Source organism: Brevundimonas faecalis, assembly GCF_040549405.1.
Taxonomy (GTDB): domain Bacteria; phylum Pseudomonadota; class Alphaproteobacteria; order Caulobacterales; family Caulobacteraceae; genus Brevundimonas; species Brevundimonas faecalis.
Genome location: NZ_JBEPTF010000002.1, coordinates 411,632 through 429,566, shown reverse-complemented (window position 1 = coordinate 429,566; position 17,935 = coordinate 411,632). Strand labels below are relative to the sequence as shown.

The 17,935-nt window shown below is 70.1% G+C and carries 14 protein-coding genes; 8 read left to right on the top strand and 6 right to left on the bottom strand.

Annotation, left to right across the window (positions count from 1 at the left end):
• Positions 1 to 48: 48 nt before the first annotated feature.
• From mutS to ABIE19_RS10030, 6 genes are all read left to right on the top strand, one after another.
• Positions 49 to 2,757, top strand: coding sequence for a DNA mismatch repair protein MutS (gene mutS / locus ABIE19_RS10055; protein ID WP_354089038.1), 2,709 nt, complete (start codon positions 49 to 51; stop codon positions 2,755 to 2,757).
• Positions 2,754 to 5,450 (top strand): [protein-PII] uridylyltransferase, encoded by a 2,697-nt coding sequence (gene glnD, locus ABIE19_RS10050; RefSeq protein ID WP_354089037.1) that lies wholly within the window; start codon positions 2,754 to 2,756, stop codon positions 5,448 to 5,450. Before mutS ends, glnD begins: the two co-directional genes overlap by 4 nt.
• A gap of 32 nt (positions 5,451 to 5,482) precedes the next feature.
• Positions 5,483 to 7,174, top strand: a complete 1,692-nt coding sequence (gene murJ, locus ABIE19_RS10045; protein ID WP_354089036.1) for a murein biosynthesis integral membrane protein MurJ — start codon at positions 5,483 to 5,485, stop codon at positions 7,172 to 7,174.
• Between the two features lie 190 nt (positions 7,175 to 7,364).
• Positions 7,365 to 8,402 carry a tryptophan--tRNA ligase gene (gene trpS, locus ABIE19_RS10040; RefSeq protein ID WP_354089035.1) on the top strand — a complete coding sequence of 346 codons (1,038 nt, stop codon included), beginning with the start codon at positions 7,365 to 7,367 and terminating at the stop codon, positions 8,400 to 8,402.
• A 4-nt stretch (positions 8,403 to 8,406) separates the two neighbouring features.
• Positions 8,407 to 9,114: a GNAT family N-acetyltransferase gene (locus ABIE19_RS10035; RefSeq protein WP_354089034.1), complete on the top strand. Its 708-nt coding sequence runs from the start codon at positions 8,407 to 8,409 to the stop codon at positions 9,112 to 9,114.
• 31 nt (positions 9,115 to 9,145) lie between these two features.
• Positions 9,146 to 9,607: an OsmC family protein gene (locus ABIE19_RS10030; RefSeq protein WP_354089033.1), complete on the top strand. Its 462-nt coding sequence runs from the start codon at positions 9,146 to 9,148 to the stop codon at positions 9,605 to 9,607.
• A 10-nt stretch (positions 9,608 to 9,617) separates the two neighbouring features.
• On the opposite strand, the gene ABIE19_RS10025 is transcribed toward ABIE19_RS10030, so the two are convergent.
• The 3 genes from ABIE19_RS10025 to ABIE19_RS10015 all read right to left on the bottom strand — a co-directional run bounded on the left by ABIE19_RS10025 (position 9,618) and on the right by ABIE19_RS10015 (position 11,816).
• A complete protein-coding gene (locus ABIE19_RS10025; RefSeq protein WP_354089032.1) occupies positions 9,618 to 10,541 on the bottom strand; it encodes an NAD(P)/FAD-dependent oxidoreductase in 924 nt (307 codons plus the stop codon).
• On the bottom strand, positions 10,510 to 10,998 hold the full coding sequence (locus tag ABIE19_RS10020; RefSeq protein ID WP_354089031.1) for an Rrf2 family transcriptional regulator: 489 nt from the start codon (positions 10,996 to 10,998) through the stop codon (positions 10,510 to 10,512). The genes ABIE19_RS10025 and ABIE19_RS10020 overlap by 32 nt, the downstream gene beginning before the upstream one ends.
• 68 nt (positions 10,999 to 11,066) lie before the next feature.
• On the bottom strand, positions 11,067 to 11,816 hold the full coding sequence (locus tag ABIE19_RS10015; protein WP_354089030.1) for a dienelactone hydrolase family protein: 750 nt from the start codon (positions 11,814 to 11,816) through the stop codon (positions 11,067 to 11,069).
• A gap of 212 nt (positions 11,817 to 12,028) precedes the next feature.
• Here ABIE19_RS10015 and ABIE19_RS10010 point away from each other — a divergent pair, with 212 nt between their 5' ends.
• Both ABIE19_RS10010 and ABIE19_RS10005 read left to right on the top strand, forming a co-directional pair.
• Positions 12,029 to 12,598, top strand: coding sequence for a PadR family transcriptional regulator (locus tag ABIE19_RS10010; protein ID WP_354089029.1), 570 nt, complete (start codon positions 12,029 to 12,031; stop codon positions 12,596 to 12,598).
• An 11-nt stretch (positions 12,599 to 12,609) separates the two neighbouring features.
• The gene (locus tag ABIE19_RS10005; protein WP_354089028.1) at positions 12,610 to 13,410 is read left to right on the top strand and encodes a siderophore-interacting protein; all 801 of its coding nucleotides are present in this window, start codon (positions 12,610 to 12,612) and stop codon (positions 13,408 to 13,410) included.
• Positions 13,411 to 13,570: 160 nt separating this feature from the next.
• Here the strand turns inward: ABIE19_RS10005 and purH are convergent, their stop codons facing one another.
• The 3 genes from purH to rpe form a co-directional block, all read right to left on the bottom strand.
• Positions 13,571 to 15,175 (bottom strand): bifunctional phosphoribosylaminoimidazolecarboxamide formyltransferase/IMP cyclohydrolase, encoded by a 1,605-nt coding sequence (purH, locus tag ABIE19_RS10000; RefSeq protein ID WP_354089027.1) that lies wholly within the window; start codon positions 15,173 to 15,175, stop codon positions 13,571 to 13,573.
• 84 nt (positions 15,176 to 15,259) lie between these two features.
• Positions 15,260 to 17,071 carry a heparinase II/III family protein gene (locus ABIE19_RS09995; RefSeq protein WP_354089026.1) on the bottom strand — a complete coding sequence of 604 codons (1,812 nt, stop codon included), beginning with the start codon at positions 17,069 to 17,071 and terminating at the stop codon, positions 15,260 to 15,262.
• Positions 17,068 to 17,748 carry a ribulose-phosphate 3-epimerase gene (rpe, locus tag ABIE19_RS09990; protein WP_354089237.1) on the bottom strand — a complete coding sequence of 227 codons (681 nt, stop codon included), beginning with the start codon at positions 17,746 to 17,748 and terminating at the stop codon, positions 17,068 to 17,070. The genes ABIE19_RS09995 and rpe overlap by 4 nt, the downstream gene beginning before the upstream one ends.
• Positions 17,749 to 17,935: the final 187 nt, after the last annotated feature.

Genomic DNA, 17,935 nt, shown 5'->3' with positions numbered 1-17,935 from the left:
GCGGTTCACGCTTGAGGCGGGCGGGGCGATCCTGCACCCTGTGCGGGTATGAACGCTCCCGTCGCCCACCCTCCGAAAACCGATCTGAAGCCTGACGCCGGAACCACGCCGGTCATGGCGCAATTCCTGGCGGCCAAGGCGGGTCAGCCGGACGCCATCCTCTTCTTCCGCATGGGGGACTTTTACGAGCTCTTCTTCGAGGACGCGCAGAAGGCGGCGGCGGCCCTCGGGATCGCCCTGACCAAGCGGGGCAAGCACCAGGGCGAGGACATCCCCATGGCCGGGGTGCCGGTCCATGCGCTGGACGGCTATCTGGCCCGACTGATCCGCATGGGCTTCAAGGTCGCCATCTGCGAGCAGTTGGAAGACCCGGCGGAGGCCAAGAAGCGAGGCTCCAAGGCCGTGGTCCACCGCGACATCGTTCGCGTGGTGACGCCCGGCACCCTGACCGAGGACAGCCTGCTGGACGCGCGCGGGGCCAATCGTCTGGCGGCGGTGGCGGTGCGCAAGGGCCGCGCCGCCGTGGCCGTGGTCGAGCTGTCGGCCGGGGCGGTGGACAGCGTGGCCTGCGATCTGTCGGACTTGGGCGCGGCGCTGGCGGCGTTTCGACCATCGGAAGTGCTGGTGCCCGACCGTCTGTTCTCGGACGAGACGCTGAAGGGGGCGCTGGACGGCTCCGGCGGGGTGGTCCAGGCCATGCCGCAGGCCCTGGCCGAACCGGTCGGAGCGCGTGATCGGGTGCAGCGCCTGTACGGCGTCTCAGCCCTGGACGGCTACGGCGCCTTCGAGGAGGCCGAGGTCTCGGCCCTGGGCCTGATCGCCGCCTATCTGGAGACGACACAGGCCGGCAAGATTCCCGCCCTGGCTCCGCCGCGCCGCTCGGGCGAGAGCGGCTTCCTGGCCATCGACCCAGCGACGCGGTTGAGCCTGGAGATCGACCGGACCCAGCGCGGCGAACGCGACGGCTCCCTGCTGCACTGCATCGACCGCAGCGTCACCTCGGGCGGGGCGCGGGCCCTGGCCGAGCGCGTGTCGCGGCCCCTGCGAGATCCGGCGGCGATCAACGCTGGGCTGGACGCGGTGGAATGGCTGCTGGAGCGGCGCGACCTGAGGCGAGGTCTGCGCGACGCCCTGCGGGCCTCGGCCGACGTGGCCCGGGCGACCTCGCGCCTCGCTCTGGGACGCGGGGGGCCGCGCGATCTGGCGGCGATCCGCTCGGGGCTGACGACGGCGCAGGGACTGGCGGGCCTGTTCGCGGCCACGACCCATGACCCTCTGGCCGGACCGCCGGCGCGCGTGGCGGCCTGTCTCGACCGGCTGACGCTGGACGGCGACCTGTCGCATCTGCTGGCTGATCTGGCGGACGGCCTGGTCGAGGAGCCGCCGCATCTGGCGCGCGACGGCGGCTTCGTGAACCCCGGCCATCGTCCTGAACTGGACGCCGCCCGCACCCTGCGCGACGACAGCCGCCGGGTGGTCGCCGATCTGGAGGCTCGCGCTGTGGCCGAGAGCGGCGTCGCCTTCAAGGTGCGCCACAACGCCGTGCTGGGCTACTTCCTGGAGGCCTCGGCCAAGGCCGCGGAAGGCCTGCTGCGGGCCGGGCCGGACAGCCCCTTCATCCACCGTCAGACCCTGGCCAACCAGGTCCGTTTCACCACGGTCGAACTGTCGGAGCTGGACGCCAAGATCAGCCAGGCCGGGCACCGCGCCCTGGCCATGGAGGGCGAGACCTTCGAGGCCTGGCGCCGCGACGTCGTGCGGCTGGCCGGGCCGTTGCAGGGCGTGGCCGAGGCCCTGGCGGAGCTGGACGCCCACGCCGCTCTGGCCGAATGGGCGGAAGAGGTCGGGGCCGTGCGGCCCGTGGTCGACGATTCCCTGAACTTCGCCGTTGAAGCGGGCCGCCACCCGGTGGTCGAGGCGGCGGTGAAGGCGCAGGGCGATCCCTATACGCCCAACGATTGCCGGTTGGCCGGCGACGGGCAGAGGGCTTCGCGTCTCTCCATCGTCACCGGTCCGAACATGGCCGGCAAGTCGACCTTCCTGCGTCAGAACGCGCTGCTGGTGGTCCTGGCCCAGGCGGGCGCCTTCGTCCCTGCGCGCGCCATGCGGCTCGGCGTCGTGGATCGGCTGTTCAGCCGCGTCGGCGCCGGCGACGACCTGGCGCGCGGCCGATCCACCTTCATGATGGAGATGGTCGAGACCGCCGCCATTCTGACCCAGGCCACGGAGCGCAGCTTCGTCGTGCTGGACGAGATCGGACGCGGCACGGCCACCTACGACGGCCTGGCCATCGCCTGGGCCACGGCCGAGGCCCTGCACGAGACCAATCGCGCCCGCACCCTGTTCGCCACCCACTATCATGAGCTGGCGCGGCTGGAGGAGCGGCTGAACCACGTCTGCAACCTGTCGATGAAGGCGCGCGAGTGGAACGGCGACCTGGTCTTCCTGCACGAGGCGGCGCCGGGGGCGGCGGACCGTTCCTACGGCGTGCAGGTGGCCAAGCTGGCCGGGGTGCCGACCGCCGTGGTCGGACGCGCCCGCGAGGTGCTGGATCGGCTGGAAAGCGAGAAGGCGGCGACGGCGCGCCTGGACGACCTGCCTCTGTTCGCCGCTGTGGCCGAACCTCCGCCGGCGCCGATCAGTTCGGCGCTGGATGAGGCGATGGCGGATCTCGATCCCGACGACCTGACCCCGCGCGAGGCGCTGGAAGCGCTGTATCGCCTGAAGGGCCTGGCCCAGGAGCGGAGCCGGCCGTGAACCTGGATCAGCGGCTCGCGGAGGCGGCTTCGACGCCCGACGTGCGGGCCGCTGCGGCGAGCGTGCTGACCAAGTCCTTCGAAGCCGCTCGCGCCCGGGCTGCGCGGCGATTGGAAAGCGGGCAGGGGGCCTCGGACGGAGCCGAGACAGCCCGGCTCTACTGCAACGCCGCCGACGAGATGCTGATCGCCCTGTGGCGGTTCGCGACCGAGACCCTGTATCCGACCCAGGGCGCGACCGAGGCCGGGCGGCTGGCCCTGGTGGCCGTCGGGGGCTATGGGCGCGGGGTTCTGGCGCCCTTTTCTGATCTGGACCTGCTGTTCCTGCGGTCGGGCAAGTCCGACGCCCGGACGGAGGCGGTGACGCAGTTCGTCCACTACGTCCTGTGGGACATGGGGCTGAAGGTCGGTTCGGCTTCGCGATCGCTCGATGAGACCCTGGCGCTGGCGCGCACCGACATGACGGTGCGGACCACCCTGCTGGAGGCGCGCTTCCTGGCCGGCGACGAAGCCCTGGCCCTGGACATGATCGGCCGTTTTCGCGCCCAGGCGGCTAAAGCCGATCCCCGCCCCTTCATCGCCGCCAAGATGGAGGAGCGGGACGTCCGCCTGCAGAAGACCGGGGCGGTGCGCTATCGGGTCGAGCCCAACGTCAAGGACGGCAAGGGCGGGCTGCGCGACCTGAACACCCTGTTCTGGATCGCCCGGTCCCTGGCGCCGGACAGCGAGCGGGGACAGGCGGCCCTGGAGGGCCTGTTGAGCGCGCGCGAGCTGCGCAGCTTCCGCGAAGCCATCGGCTTTCTGTGGAAGGTGCGCATTCATCTGCACCTGGCGGCGGGCAGGGCTGAGGAGAAGCTGACCTTCGACTTTCAACCCGAGATCGCCCGGCGCATGGGTTGGCGCGGGCGCGGCGACGAACTGGCGGTCGAGCGTTTCATGCGGCGCTATTTCCAGGTGGCGCGCGAGGTGGGCGCCCTGACCCGCGCGGTTTCGGCTCAACTGGAAGCTCGTCAGCAGAAGAAGGCGCAAGGGTTGGCGCGCGGCCTGTCGCGCCTGATCCCCCGGCGGCGGGCGAAGCTGGCCTTCGACGGTCTGGCGATCGAAGAGGGGCGGCTGACGGTAAGGGGGGGCGGGGTCTTCGCCCATGACCCGGTGCGGCTGCTGCTGCTGTTCGTCGAGGCCGACCGGCTGGATCTGGACCTGCATCCCGACGCCTTCGCCGCCGTGATCCGCGCCCTGCCTCTGGTGACGCCGGCGTTGCGGCGCGACCCGCGCGCGGCAGAGGCCTTCCTGACGGTGCTGGCGCGCGGGATGCGGCCCTACCGCGTCCTGTCGATCATGAACGAGACGGGTTTGCTGGGTCGCTTCCTGCCGGAATGGGGGCGCATCGTCGGCCAGACCCAGTTCAACATGTACCACGCCTATACGGTCGACGAGCATACGCTTCAGGCCGTGGGGATCATCAACGACATTGCGCGCGGCAAGCTGGAGGCGGATCACCCCGCCTCGACCGCCATCATTCATCGGATCGCCGATCCGGAGGTCCTGATGCTGGCCATGCTGCTGCATGACGTGGGCAAGGGCGGCGACAGGGGACAACTGGAGGACGGCGCCATCGCCGCCCGGCGGGCCTGCGAGCGGTTGGGCGTCGATCCGGGACGGATCGAACTGGTGGTCTGGCTGGTGCGCCACCACCTGCTGATGAGCGACTACGCCCAGAAGCGCGACGTGTCCGACCCCTCGACCGTGCGGGCCTTCGCCGAGGCCGTGGGCGATCCGGAGCGCCTGCGGATGCTGATGGTCCTGACCGTGGCCGATATCCGGGCCGTGGGGCCGGGCGTCTGGAACGGATGGAAGGGCCAGTTGATGCGCGCCCTGTTCGAGGCTGCAGAGGCTTTGTTCCGCGGCGACGACGTGCGCCGCGAGGACCCGCTGACGGAACATCCGGCCCTGGTGGAACGAGCGCGCCGCGAGGGGGCGGCGGTCGAGGCCCTGATGCCCGAGACGGCGCTGGAGAGCACGGCGCGCGTGGCGGTGGCCGCCGTGGATCGACCGGGCCTCTTCGCCGACCTGGCGGCGACCCTGGCCATGGCCGGCGCCGACGTGGTGGGCGCCCGCCTGGCCACGGCCGAGGACGGGACGGCCCTGGACGTGTTCGAGATTCAGGACGGCGCGGGCGAGGCCTATGGTCAGCGCGAGCCGCGCCGCCTGGCCATTCTGGTCAAGGCCCTGGAAAGGGCGGCGCAGAAAGGGGCGCGGGCTTCGGCCGTGGAGACTCCGCGAGTCAGCGCGCGCCGCGCCGTCTTCGAGGTGCGGCCCGTGGTCCGCATCGACACCGAGGCCGGGACCAGCGCCGTGGTGATCGAGGTTTCGGGCGCCGACCGTCCCGGCCTGTTGGCGGATCTGGCGCGCACCATATCGGCTCACGGCTATTCGACCCGATCGGCCCATATCGCCAGCTTCGGCGAGCGGGCGGTGGACGGCTTCTACATCACCGATTCCGACGGCGGGAAACCGAAGGACGCTCCGCGTCTGGAAGCCTTGAGGGCGGATCTTCTGGACGTCCTGAACCGCGCGCCCCTGGGACCGGCGGGGCGACGCATTGTTCCAGTACGAGCCAGCGTGCGGGACGTCTCCGACCTGGAAGGCGAGGTGGGACGCAAGCCCGTATCCAGCGGCGCGCGGGCGCGCTAAGGCGTGTGACCGGGCGAGCATAGAGACCAGCCGTGAACGACAAGACCGATCCCATCGAACCGGCCGCGCCGATCTCCGCCGCCAACGCCACGATGGAGCCGGTCGTCCAACCGCCGGCCGCTTCGACCACGGTCAAGGGCGGGGGCGTCATGCGCTCCTCGGCCATCTTCAGCGGCATGACCCTGCTCAGCCGCCTGGCCGGGTTCGCGCGCGACGTGGTCATCTCGGCGGCGTTGGGCGCCTCGGCGGGACCGGCGGCGGACGCCTATAACACCGCCCTGAACTTCCCCAACCTGTTCCGCCGCATCTTCGCCGAAGGGGCCTTCGCCGCCGCCTTCGTGCCGGCCTACGCCAAGACGCTGAAGACCGAGGGCGAGGCGGCGGCCGATCAGGTGGCGACCGACGCCCTGGCCGCCGTCGCGGCGGTGACGGTGGTGCTGACCATCTTGGCGCAGTTGACGATGCCGTGGCTGATGACGGTCATCAACATCGGCTTCCTGGACGATCCGGCGCGTTTCAAGCTGGCTGTGGTGCTGACCCAGATCACCATGCCCTATCTGCCCTGCATGGCGATCGCCTCCCTGCTCAGCGGGGTGCTGAACGCGCGGGGGCGATTCATCGTCTCAGGCGCCTATCCCATCCTGTTGAACCTGATCATGCTGGCCGCCGTCGTTCCGGCGCAGGGCGGCCAGGTGGGCGCCGCCTATGCGGCGTCCTGGGGCGTGGCGGTCGCGGGCGTGGCCCAGGCCGGTCTGTGCTGGTGGGCGGCGCGCAAGGCTGGAGCGAACATCCGTCTGTCCATGCCGCGCCTGACGCCGGCGGTGAAGGCCATCATCATCACCGCGGTTCCAGCCGCCATCGGCAACAGCGCGACCCAGATCAACGTCTTCATCTCCGGCAATCTGTCCAGCTTCGTGGCGGGCGGTCGGACCTGGCTGGCGACAGCGGACCGGCTGTACCAACTGCCGCTCGGTCTTGTCGGGGTGGCCATCGGCATCGCGCTTCTGCCTCGCCTGTCGGCAGCCGTGGCGTCCGAGGATCGGGGGCAGCAGCAGGCTTCGATGGACGAGGCGACGGTCCTGTCCATGGCCCTGACTCTGCCGGCGACGGGGGCCCTGATGGCCATGCCCTACTTCCTGATCGACGCCCTCTTCACGCGCGGCGCCTTTCTTCAGGTCGACGCGGTCAACACCGCCCAGGCCCTGTTCCAGTTCGGCTGGGGCGTGCCGGCCTTCGTCCTGATCCGCATCCTGGCCCCGGCCTTCTTCGCACGCGGCGACACGCGCAGCCCCATGGCCTTCGCCCTGGTATCGGTGGCGGTGAACGCCGCCCTGGCCATCGCTCTGTTCCACCTGGGCATGGGGGTGTCGGGGATCGCTGCGGCGGTCAGCGCGGCGGCCTGGACCAACGCCCTCTTGCTCGGCGCGACCCTGTGGCGGCGCGGACATTATCGGCCAAGCGCCTCGGCGATGTCGCGCCTGTTGCGGATCGGCGTCGCCAGCCTGGGCCTGGCCGTCGTGGTCGGCGCGGCTTCCTGGGCGCGTCCCCTGCTTCAGGCGCCTGTCCAGACGGTCATGGAGGCCCTGGGTTCGGGACATGGCGCCAAGGAGATCGCCCTTTTGCTGGTCGTGGCGGCAGGAGGGCTGACCTATGTGCTTCTGGCCTTCCTGACGCGGGCGATCACGGTGGCCGAAGTGAAGGGCATGATCCGGCGCGCGCGCTGAAAGTGAGGTTTTCCAAGCCTTGCCCTTCGCTCGCCGAACCGATAAGCGCGATGGCATGACTGCTCAGGGACATCCCTTCGTCGCCCAGCGATGGCGAGGCTGACTGTTTTCAGCACGCCTTCGCGCGCCTGGACCTCATTGTTCAGCGTGCGCGCCGAACTCAGCCGTTTTGATTCCGAGAATCGCCCCCATGACTGACCAGACCCCGGCTCAATACACCGGTCCTCGCCGCATCCTGTCCGGCATCCAGGCCTCCGGCGCCCTGCACCTGGGCAACTACCTGGGCGCTCTGAAGCGCTTCACCGAACTGCAGGACCAGGGCGCGCCCCTGTTCATCTTCGTCGCCGACATGCACGCCATCACCGTCTGGCAGGAGCCCGAGAAGCTGGCGGCTCAGACGCGCGAGATCGCGGCCGCCTATCTGGCCTCGGGCCTGGACCCGGCCAAGGCCATCATCTTCCCGCAGTCGGCCGTGCCGGCCCACGCCGAGCTGGCCTGGATCTTCAACTGCGTCGGCCGCCTCGGCTGGTTGGACCGGATGACCCAGTTCAAGGAGAAATCGGGCAAGCACAAGGAACGCTCCAGCGTCGGCCTCTACACCTATCCGGTGCTGCAGGCGGCGGACATCCTGCTCTACAAGGCGACCGAGGTGCCGGTCGGCGAGGACCAGAAACAGCATCTGGAACTGACCCGCGACATCGCCGCCAAGTTCAACAACGACTTCGGCGCGCCGGGTTACTTCCCGCTGCCCGAACCCCTGATCCAGGGGCCTGCGACGCGGGTCATGTCTCTGCGCGATGGTACGGCCAAGATGTCCAAGTCCGATCCGTCGGACCTGTCGCGCATCAACCTGACCGACGACGCCGACACTATCGCGGCCAAGGTCAAGAAGGCCAAGTCGGACATGGACGTCCTGCCCGACACGATCGAGGGTCTGGAAGGGCGGCCCGAGGCCAAGAACCTGGTGGCCATCTACGCCGCCCTGTCGGACACCACGCGCGAGGCCGTCCTGGCCGAGTTCGGCGGCCAGGGCTTCGGCGCCTTCAAGCCCAAGCTGGCGGAACTGGCCGTGTCCTCGATGGCGAACGTCACGGCCGAGATGCGCCGCCTGATGGCCGACCCGGCCGAGATCGACCGGGCCCTGGCGGCCGGGGCGGAGAAGGCGCGCGAAGTCGCCCAGCCGACCATCGACGAGGTCAAGAAGATCGTCGGCTTCTGGCAGGGCTGAGGCCGTGCCTCATCCTCTCGACCGTCCCATCTGGAACGCCCTGACGTCCACGCGCCAGTCGAATCTGGCCGTGGGCGGCGTGGCGAACGGGGGCCGGGCTCTGCGTTTCGCCCCTGGTTACGGCGTCTTCGCCGCCAGCGTGGACGCTTCGCCTGACAGCCTGTCGGCCATGGCGGAGCTGGAGCAGCCCGAAGGCCTGATCGCCACGGTCGAAGCGGAGGCTGCGCCGGCGCCGCCCGGCATGACGGTGTTGAAGGCGGCGGTTCTGGCGCAGATGGTGCTGATCGATCTGTCTCCGGCGAAGGCCCGCGACATTCGGATCGAGCCTCTGACCGAGGCGGACGCCCCGGCCATGCTGGCGCTCGCGACCCTGACGGAACCGGGTCCCTTCTTCGATAAGACCCATCGTCTGGGCGACTTCTTCGGCGTCAAGCACGACGGGCGGCTGGTGGCCATGGCGGGAGAAAGGCTGAAGCCCGACGGCTTCACCGAGGTGTCCGGCGTCTGCGCCCATCCGGACGCGCGCGGGCGCGGCTATGCGGGCGCCCTGATGCGGACGGTGATCGAACGCATCCTGGCGCGGGGCGAAACGGCCTTCCTGCATTCCTATGCGGACAACGCCGGGGCCATCGCCCTGTACCACGCCCTGGGCTTCACCATTCGGGCCGAGATGCAGATGCGGATGCTGGCGAAAGGCGGCGCGGGCGCCTAGCTTGGGTTCCGAACCACTTTCGGAGCACGCCATGAGCCAGCATCTCGCCGTCGTCGAATGGAGCCGGGGCGATCAGCCCTTCAGCGACAATCAGTATTCGCGGGCCCACGAATGGCGTTTCGACGGCGGGGCCGTGGTGCGCGGCTCCTCGGCGCCGTCGGGCGTGCCCGAGCCCCTGTCCGATCCGGCGGCGGTGGACCCTGAGGAGGCCATGGTCGCCGCCCTGTCCAGCTGTCACATGCTCTTCTTCTTGGCCTATGCCCGCAAGGACGGCTTCGTCGTCGATTCCTACCGCGACGAGGCGGCGGGGACCCTGGGCAAGGACGAGCGCGGCAAGGTGTCGATCACCGAGGTCGTTCTGCGCCCCGCCGTGACCTGGTCGGGCGACAAGCGGCCGGACGCGGCGGCGATCGACGACCTGCATCACCGCGCCCACGAGGCCTGCTATATCGCCAACTCGGTCCGGGCCGAAGTGCGGGTCGAGCCGCAGTAGGAGGCGGACCTCAGGCCGTCTCCTCCTCCAACAGGGAGCGGAAGGCGGCGTGGGCGGCGGTCATGCCGTCCGTTGTCGCCAGGGTGATGTTGCCCGCCGGTCGAGCCAGATCGCCGGCGGCGAAGACGCCGGGCTGGCTGGTCTGCTGCTGGGCGTCGACCTTGACGATCCGCCCCATGGGGGTGTCGGTCATCTCGCACCCCAGGCGCTCGGCGAAACCGTTCGACAGCCGCACCTGGGCGCCGACGAAGACAGCCTTCAACGGTACGAAGCGGCCGTCGGTCAGGCGCACGCCGGTCAGGGTGGGGGCTTCGCCCTCCAGCTGTTCGACAGGCGTCGGCTCGATCGTGACGCTGCGCCTGGCCAACTGGCGAGCCTCGGCCTCGCTCACGCGTGCGGGGTCGATGAACAGGACTGCTTGGCCCCATTCGGCGACGACGAGGGCGTACTGCACAGCGTGGTCGCCGCGTCCGAAGACGCCGATCGGTCCGCCGCCGACTTCGTAACCGTGGCACCAGGGGCAGTGCAGGGCGGTTCGGCCCCAGCGCTCCTTCACGCCCGGAATGTCGGGTAGGACGTCCTCGACCCCGTGGGCCAGGATCAGGCGCCGGCCTGTGGTCCGGGTCCCGTCGGCGAAGGCGATCGAAAAGCCGTCGTCGATGCGCTCGACATCCACGGCCTCGGCCATGCGGAAGGCGGCGGTGGGATAGGCCGCGACCTGGGCGCGGGCGGCGGCGGCGATCTCTGCTCCGGGGCGGCCGTCGTTGCTCAGCACTCCGTGAGCGCGGGCGGCGAAACGGTTCCTGGGGCGACCGTCGTCGACGACCAGAACCCGACGACGCGCCCGGACCAGTTGCAGGGCGGCCGAGAGGCCGGCGTAGGAGCCGCCGATGACGACAGCGTCATGGGGCATCGGGTTTTCCAGGGTGCGCATGAAGCAGGTCTCTCTTCGGATGGTCGGCCAGACGGCGTGAGAAATCCTCCGCCAGATCGGCCAGGGTGAGGGAGGTCAGCCGCGCCAGGATCAGGGCGCGCGCGGCGGCGTAGGCGTCGGACAGGGCGTCGTTGACCGCCGCCTCGATCAGGCAGCCCTCGGCTTCGACCGGCAGGACCTCCGGAACCAGGCCGGGTTCGCCCAGGGCCTCGTGCACCTGGCCCAGGGTGACGTCGGACAGGGCGCGCGCCAGCCGCCAGCCACCGCCGTGGCCCTTTTCGGAGACGACCAGACCTTGCTCACGCAGACCCGCCATGGTTCGCCGGACGACGACGGGATTGGTCGACAGGCAGATCGCCAACTGGTCCGAGGTCATGGGCCCGCCGCATCGTTTCTCGTGCTCGGCCATGTGCAGCAGGGCATGAAGGACATTGGAAAGGCGGGAGTCTCTTTTCATGTAACTTCAATTGTTGCGTGATGGGGCGAGCGTCAACCCGCATTGGCGAATTTCTTTTCGGCCGAACCTCAGGCCTCGGCGGCCGTGGTCTTCAGGAAGTCGGTGAAGCGGCGGAGCGCTTCCAGCGTCACTTCGGGGTCGTGACGCATGGGGCCGTTGTTGGTCGGTTCGTCGAAGGCGTGGGTGCCTTCGGCCACCCAGCTTTCAACCTCGGCCCCGCAACTGCGGATCATGGCGTTGACGCGTTCGGCGTTGCGCACGGTCGTCAGGTGATCGCGGCGTGCGGTCATGGCCAGGACGCGGGGCGCATGCCGCCAGGGCTTCATCCGGTTGAAGGCCCAGGCGCCGACGTAGGCATAGGCCAGCCAGACGGCGCGCACGCCCGACAGGTCCACGTCGCCGGGGTTTGCGACCCCCATGCGTCCCGGTTGGGGGTCTTCGCTCATCATCTCCATGATCGACCAGCCGCCGTGGCTCCAGCCGCCCAGGGCGATCATGGTCGGATCGACGTCCGGGCGCTGCGACACGCCCTTGATCGCAGCGAGGACATCGCCCGCCCGCTCATAGCCGCGCAGCACCAGGCCCGTGCAGACGGTGGTCAGGGTGAAGGCCCGATTCCAGCCGCGCGGACCGTATGAATCGACGATGAAGGCGCGCCAACCTGCGGCCTTGGCCGCCTCGGCGTAGCGGGGCAGGTGGGAGCGCAGACCGCCGCAGCCGTGGAACAGCAGCACGGCGGGGCGTGGCCGATCATCGTCCGGCCCGACCATGACGACATGGGGTTCCAGCAGGGACCAGCGGGCTTCAAGCGTATCCATTGTCTCAACCTAGAGCGAAATCGGTTCGGATGCGATCACGACCGAACCGAGATCTTCGCACCAAGCCGAAGGCCGTTTGCGTCGCGAAGAAGGGGACTTGTGTTTTCGATATATCGATATATCTGTTTGCGAGTTATATATATCGAAGTGTGAGAAACAAGATGAGAGGATCCAGAGGGATCGGAAAATTCGGCCGAGGGTTCGGCCACGGAATGAAGCGTCGCGGCGGCCATGGCTTCGGTTGCGCCATGCGTCCCGAAGGACGCCGGGGCGGTCATTGGGGCGAGGGCCGGACGCGCGGCGAGCGCCATGGACGGCGCGGCGGCGGCGGACGCATGTTCGAGCACGGCGCCCTGCGCTGGGTGCTGCTGTCCATGATCGCGGACAAGCCCAGCCACGGCTATGAGCTGATCAAGGAGATCGAGAGCCGCATGGGCGGGACCTATGTTCCCAGTCCTGGCGTGATCTACCCCAGCCTGACGTTGCTGGAGGACATGGGCGCCCTCAGCGTCGTCGCCGAGGCGGGCAAGAAGCGTTACGCGATCACCGACGAAGGGCGTCGTCTGCTGATCGAGAACGCCGAGGCCCTGGCCCACGCCGAAATGAAGATGAAGGCCCTGCGCGGTCGCGCCGACCGCCCGGCTCGCGTCGCCCAAGCTATTGAGGCCTTCCGCACGGCGACGCACGAACGCCTGACTCAGGATCCGCCCCTGAGCGAAGCCCAGGTCGAGGCCCTGGCCGACCTGATCGAGGCGGCGGCGGAACAGGTGAGGGGGATATGAGGGAGGCCCTGTTGCGCCAGCCGCGGCGCGTGCGGCACGAACTGAAGTTCCGTCGCGCCCAGGTGGAATCGGTGGAGCAGCTGACGCCTGTGCTGCGCCGCGTGGTTCTGACCGGCGATGAGCTGGAGGGTTTCTTCAGTCCCGGCTTCGACGACCACTTGAAGATCTTCCCGGCCCCGCGCGGTCAGAATCTGATCCTGCCGACCGTTGGGCCGGACGGTCCTGTGTTTCCGGAGCCTCGACCGGTGGCGCGGGACTACACGCCGCGCGCCTATGACGCGACGAACCAGCGGTTGACCATCGACTTCGCCGTTGGTCACGGGGGACCGGCCACGGCCTGGGCGGAGGATGCGCGGGTCGGAGACGTGTTGGGGCTGGGCGGGCCGCGCGGCTCCTTGCTGGTCCCGACCAGCTTTTCCGAGCACCTTCTGGTCGGGGACGAGGCGGCGATCCCCGCCATAGCTCGGCGCCTTGAAGAGTTGCCCGAGGGGGCGCGGGCGGTCGTCTGCATCGAGGTCGCCGACGCCTCGGGCGAGCTGGCCCTGTCCAGCGCGGCGGACGTCGAAATCGTCTGGGTCCATCGCGACGGCGGCCCGCGCGGTCGACCGGAGGCCTTGACCGCCGCGGCGGTGGAGGCGGCGGGCCGGATCGACCCGATCGACGCCTATGTCTGGGTCGCCTGTGAATCCTCTGTGGCGCGAGCCATGCGCGCGGCGCTTCTGGCGGCGCGCCCGTTCAATCCGAAATGGATGAAGGTCGCCGGCTACTGGCGCCTGGGCCGCGCCGGCTCGCACGAAGTGATCGAGGACTGAGCCCCTAAGTCTCAGACGCCGACAAAAAGGGCGCTGCCGACGACCGGCAGCGCCCTATTTTTACGCTCAAGCAGCGAGCCGCCGTGCGGTTCGCGCTAGCGTCCTGAAAAGCGGCTCAAACAGCGGGCGACCGTGTCGCCCGCATTAGCGCCCTTCTGGCTTAATGCCGGAAGACGCGCACGCCTGTGAAGGCCATGGCGATGCCGCGTTCGTCGGCGGCGGCGATGACCTCCTCGTCGCGGATCGAGCCGCCCGGCTGGATCACGGCCGTGGCCCCGGCGGCGACGGCTTCCAGCAGGCCGTCGGCGAAGGGGAAGAAGGCTTCGGAGGCGCAGGCCGACCCTTCGGCCAGAGAATGGGCCAGGCCCTTGGCCTCGCCCGCTTCCTTGGCGCGGATGGCGGCGATGCGGGCGCTGTCGCGGCGGTTCATCTGACCGGCGCCGATGCCCGCCGTCTGGCCGTCCTTGGCGTAGACGATGGCGTTGGACTTGACGTGCTTGGCCACGGTGAAGGCGAACAGCATGTCCTGGATCTCGGTCGGCGTCGGCTGACGCTTGGTGACGATCTTCAGGTCCGACGGCTTGATCAGGCTGCGGTCGCGCGACTGGACCAGGAAGCCGCCGGCCACTGAACGGAACACCTCGCCCGCGCCATGCGGGTCGGGCAGGCCGTCGGTGATCAGCAGGCGCAGATTCTTCTTGGCGGCGAAGACGGCCTTGGCCTCGTCGTCCGCGCCCGGCGCGATGACGACTTCAGTGAAGATGCCGGTGATGGCGCGGGCGTCTTCGCCGTTCAGCGGGCGGTTGACCGCGATAACGCCGCCGAAGGCCGAGACCGCATCGCATTCCAGCGCGCGGGCGTAGGCTTCCGACAGGTCCTTGCCGACGGCCACGCCGCAGGGGTTGGCGTGCTTGACGATGACGCAGGCCGGGGCCTCGAACTCGGCGACCAGCTCATAGGCGGCGTCGGCGTCGGCGATGTTGTTGTAGCCCAGCTCCTTGCCCTGGACCTGCTCGGCATAGGCCACGCCCGGGCGCTTCTCGCCGGTGCGGTAGAAGGCGCCGGTCTGGTGCGGGTTCTCGCCATAGCGCAAGGTCTGGGCCAGCGAACCGGCGATCGACTTGCGCGCCGGGGCGGCGTCTTCCAGTTGACCGGCGAACCAGCCGGATACGGCGGCGTCATAGGCGGCGGTGCGGGCGAAGGCGCGGGCGGCCAGTTGCTTGCGCAGGGCCAGGGTGGTCGAACCGTCGGCCTTCAGCGCCTCGACGATCAGGCCGATGCTTTCGGCGTCGACGGCGACAGCGACGTGGCCGTGGTTCTTGCTGCCCGAACGGATCATGGCCGGGCCCCCGATGTCGATGTTCTCGATGGCCGCTTCAAAGTCTCCGCCGCTCTCGACCGTCTTCTCGAACGGATAGAGGTCGATCCAGACGATGTCGATGGCGCCGATGTCGTGCTCGGTCATGGCGGCGGCGTGGGCCGGGGCGTTGCGCACGCCCAGCAGGCCGCCGTGCACGACCGGGTGCAGGGTCTTGACCCGGCCGTCCATCATTTCCGGGAAGCCGGTCAGATCGGCCACGTCCTTGACCGGCAGACCGAAGCCCGCGATCGCCGCCTTGGTGCCGCCGGTCGAGACCAACTCGACGCCCAGGCCCGCAAGCGTGCGCGCGGCGTCTTCCAGGCCTGCCTTGTCCGACAATGAAATCAGGGCGCGGACAGGCTTGATCGCGTCCGGGGCGGGCGGAAAGTCGGGAGCGGCGGGCATGGGCGGCGTCCGTTTACAGCTGGGGCGGGGAGATGGCGGGGCCTCTAGCACCAACAGGCGGCGGCGTCAGCCCGCGCCGCCCGATTAGTGCGGATCGCCGCTTGCGCCGGCCGGGCTCAGCTTCCAGCGGACCTTAGTCTCGGCGTCGGTGCGGGCCGAGCCTCGGACGACGATCTGCAGGGAGCGCCGGGTCAGGCCCTCATCGACGTGGACCGCTGGCTCGATGGCCACGTCGGGGCCGTCGCTGCGGAACCACCAGCCGCGTCCCGAATGGCCGCGCAGCAGGATGGAGCGGCGGTCGCGGGCCAGGGAGGCTTGAACGCCGGGCTCCAACTGGAAGCGTAGAGCGTAGGGGGCGGCGATGGCGCGGCTCACGTCAGGGCGGCCCTCGGGCGGATGCAGGCGTTCCTCCGCGCGCAGTTCGTCCAGGCGCTGATCCAGATAGAGGCGGCGCTGGTGCATCAGGCCGTAGTGGGCCATCCAGCCGTCGTGCTCGACTTCCAGCCAGACAGCGCCGTCGCCCTCGCGGTGGTCGCGTGAGACGTGCAGGGCCGGGCCGATCAGGCGGGGGCCGAGCAGGTCGCTCTTCCAGCCGGACAGAGGCTCGCCGAGGGGTTGTTCGCCGAGGGTCAGGGTCGAGGCGCCGGGCGTCAGGCGCAGGGCCTGACGGTCCATGGCGCGGGGCGTCCATCCGGCCGAAGTGAACAGACGGTCGCGGCCGCAGGCGACCTCGATCGCGGCAGGCTGGCCGCAGGCGGCGGCCGACCAGGCGCCGCGCGCCGGAGCGTCCACATCGATCATGACAGTCAGCAGGGGGCTGGAGATCCGCACCAGGCCGCCGACGGCGCCGCTGGGCGGCGGGGCGGGAGTCTCGTCATGGGCGCGGGCGGCGGCGACGCGCTCGGGCGTCGAGGGGCCGCCGCCCTGGAAGGCGGCCAGACGGCCGTCCGGCTGAACCAGGATGCGAAGGGCGGTGGTCAGGCGCGAAATCGCGGTCGCCAGGGCTTCCGGAGTCGGTTCCGACAACTGGGCCAGGGCGTCGTCCAGGGTCAGCAGGTCCAGCAGCAGTTCCAGACCCATTTCCGGCGCGCGGGAGGCGTGATGGCCGTCGGGGAAGACAGTCGCTTCCAGCACGTGGGGCAGGCGCTTCAGGGCGGTGCGGCGAATCCCGGCGCCGGCCTTGCCCGACAGGGCGCAGCCGGCCACGGCGGCGGCGGTCAGACGCTCGGCCCGACCCATGACGCCGCCTGGCGGACGCAGCAGCTGACGCGCCTGACGTGCGAGAATGTCGGTCAGGCGCAGACGCTCGGCCTCGGTCGCGACCTGGGCCAGGCGACGGCCCGCGCAGGCCAGACGATAGACGCGTCGCGCCAGGATGTCGGGATCCCAGGAGAAGGGCGACCAGCGGGCGAAGACGTCATGCCAGGCCAGAGTCAGGGCCAGGGCCTCGCGCGCGCCCTTGTCGCCTTGGGCCATCATGGCCGGCAGCCAGGCGAAGGCGTGCAGTTCGACGGCGAAGGCGCGACTGGGCGTGGGGCGGTTCCACAGATCCGTAGGCCCCTCGGCGTCCAGGCTGAGTCCGGCCAGGGTGAAACGACCCGACAGCAGGGGGCGCGGGGCTTCTTCGGGCAGGGGGCGGAAATCGCGGGGACTGACGGCGAAGCCGTCGGCGCGGGCGCCGGCCAGGGTCATGGTGTAGCCGGGCAGGCCGTAGAGCTCGATCCAGACCTGACGCGCGGCCAGTTGGGCGGCGACGGCGGCCCACAGGGCGGGATCGGTCTTGGCGGCGGCGGCGCGCACAGGGGTGCGGATCGGGGCGCCGCGCAGGCCGGGGATGTGGCCTTCGTTCAGGCCGCCTTCCGCGTCGCGCGGGGCGAAGGGGCCGAGGGGGCTCACGCGGCGGCGGCCTTCAGGGCCTGGATGTTGGCGGCATAGGCGTCCGGCCCGCCCTTGAAGACGAAGGAGCCGGCGACCAGGGCGTCAGCCCCGGCGGCGACACAGGCCCCGGCGTTGGCGGCGACCACGCCGCCGTCGACCTGCAGGTGGGCCTTGGACCCGGCGCGGTCGAGGATGGCGCGGGCGCGCTCGATCTTCTTCAGCGAGGACTCGATGAATTTCTGACCGCCGAAGCCCGGGTTGACCGACATGATCAGCACCAGGTCGACCAGATCGACCGCCTCTTCCAGCACGCTTAGCGGGGTGGCCGGGTTGAAGACCAGGCCGGCCTTGGCGCCCAGCTGGCGGATCTGGCCCAGGGTGCGATGGACGTGCGGGCCGCTCTCGGGGTGGACGCTCATGATGTCGGCGCCGGCCGCGCGATAGGCCTCCAGCCAGTTGTCGACCGGGGCGACCATCAGGTGGACGTCGAAGGGCAGGTTGGTATGGGGACGAAGCGCCTTCACCACGTCCGGGCCGATGGTCAGGTTGGGCACGAAGTGGCCGTCCATGACGTCGACGTGAATCCAGTCGGCGCCCGCGGTCTCCAGCGCGCGAATCTCCTCGCCCAGCTTGGCGAAGTCGCTGGCGAGAATGGAGGGGCAGATCAGCGGGGCGGTCGCGGTCGTCTGGGTCATGGTCTGCGACTTACGGCCCCTCGGCGCGGGGGGCAAGCCGGGCCGCTGACGCAGGGCTGCGACGGGCGACGGCGACAGGTGTTCACTGGCGCTTCGCGAACGGTCGGCGGTGGTCGTTGGCGAAGGCGCGACGGTCGAGGGCGCAAGGCCGCTGGCGAGGCTGGGCGGGGCGGGGGAGGAAGACGGC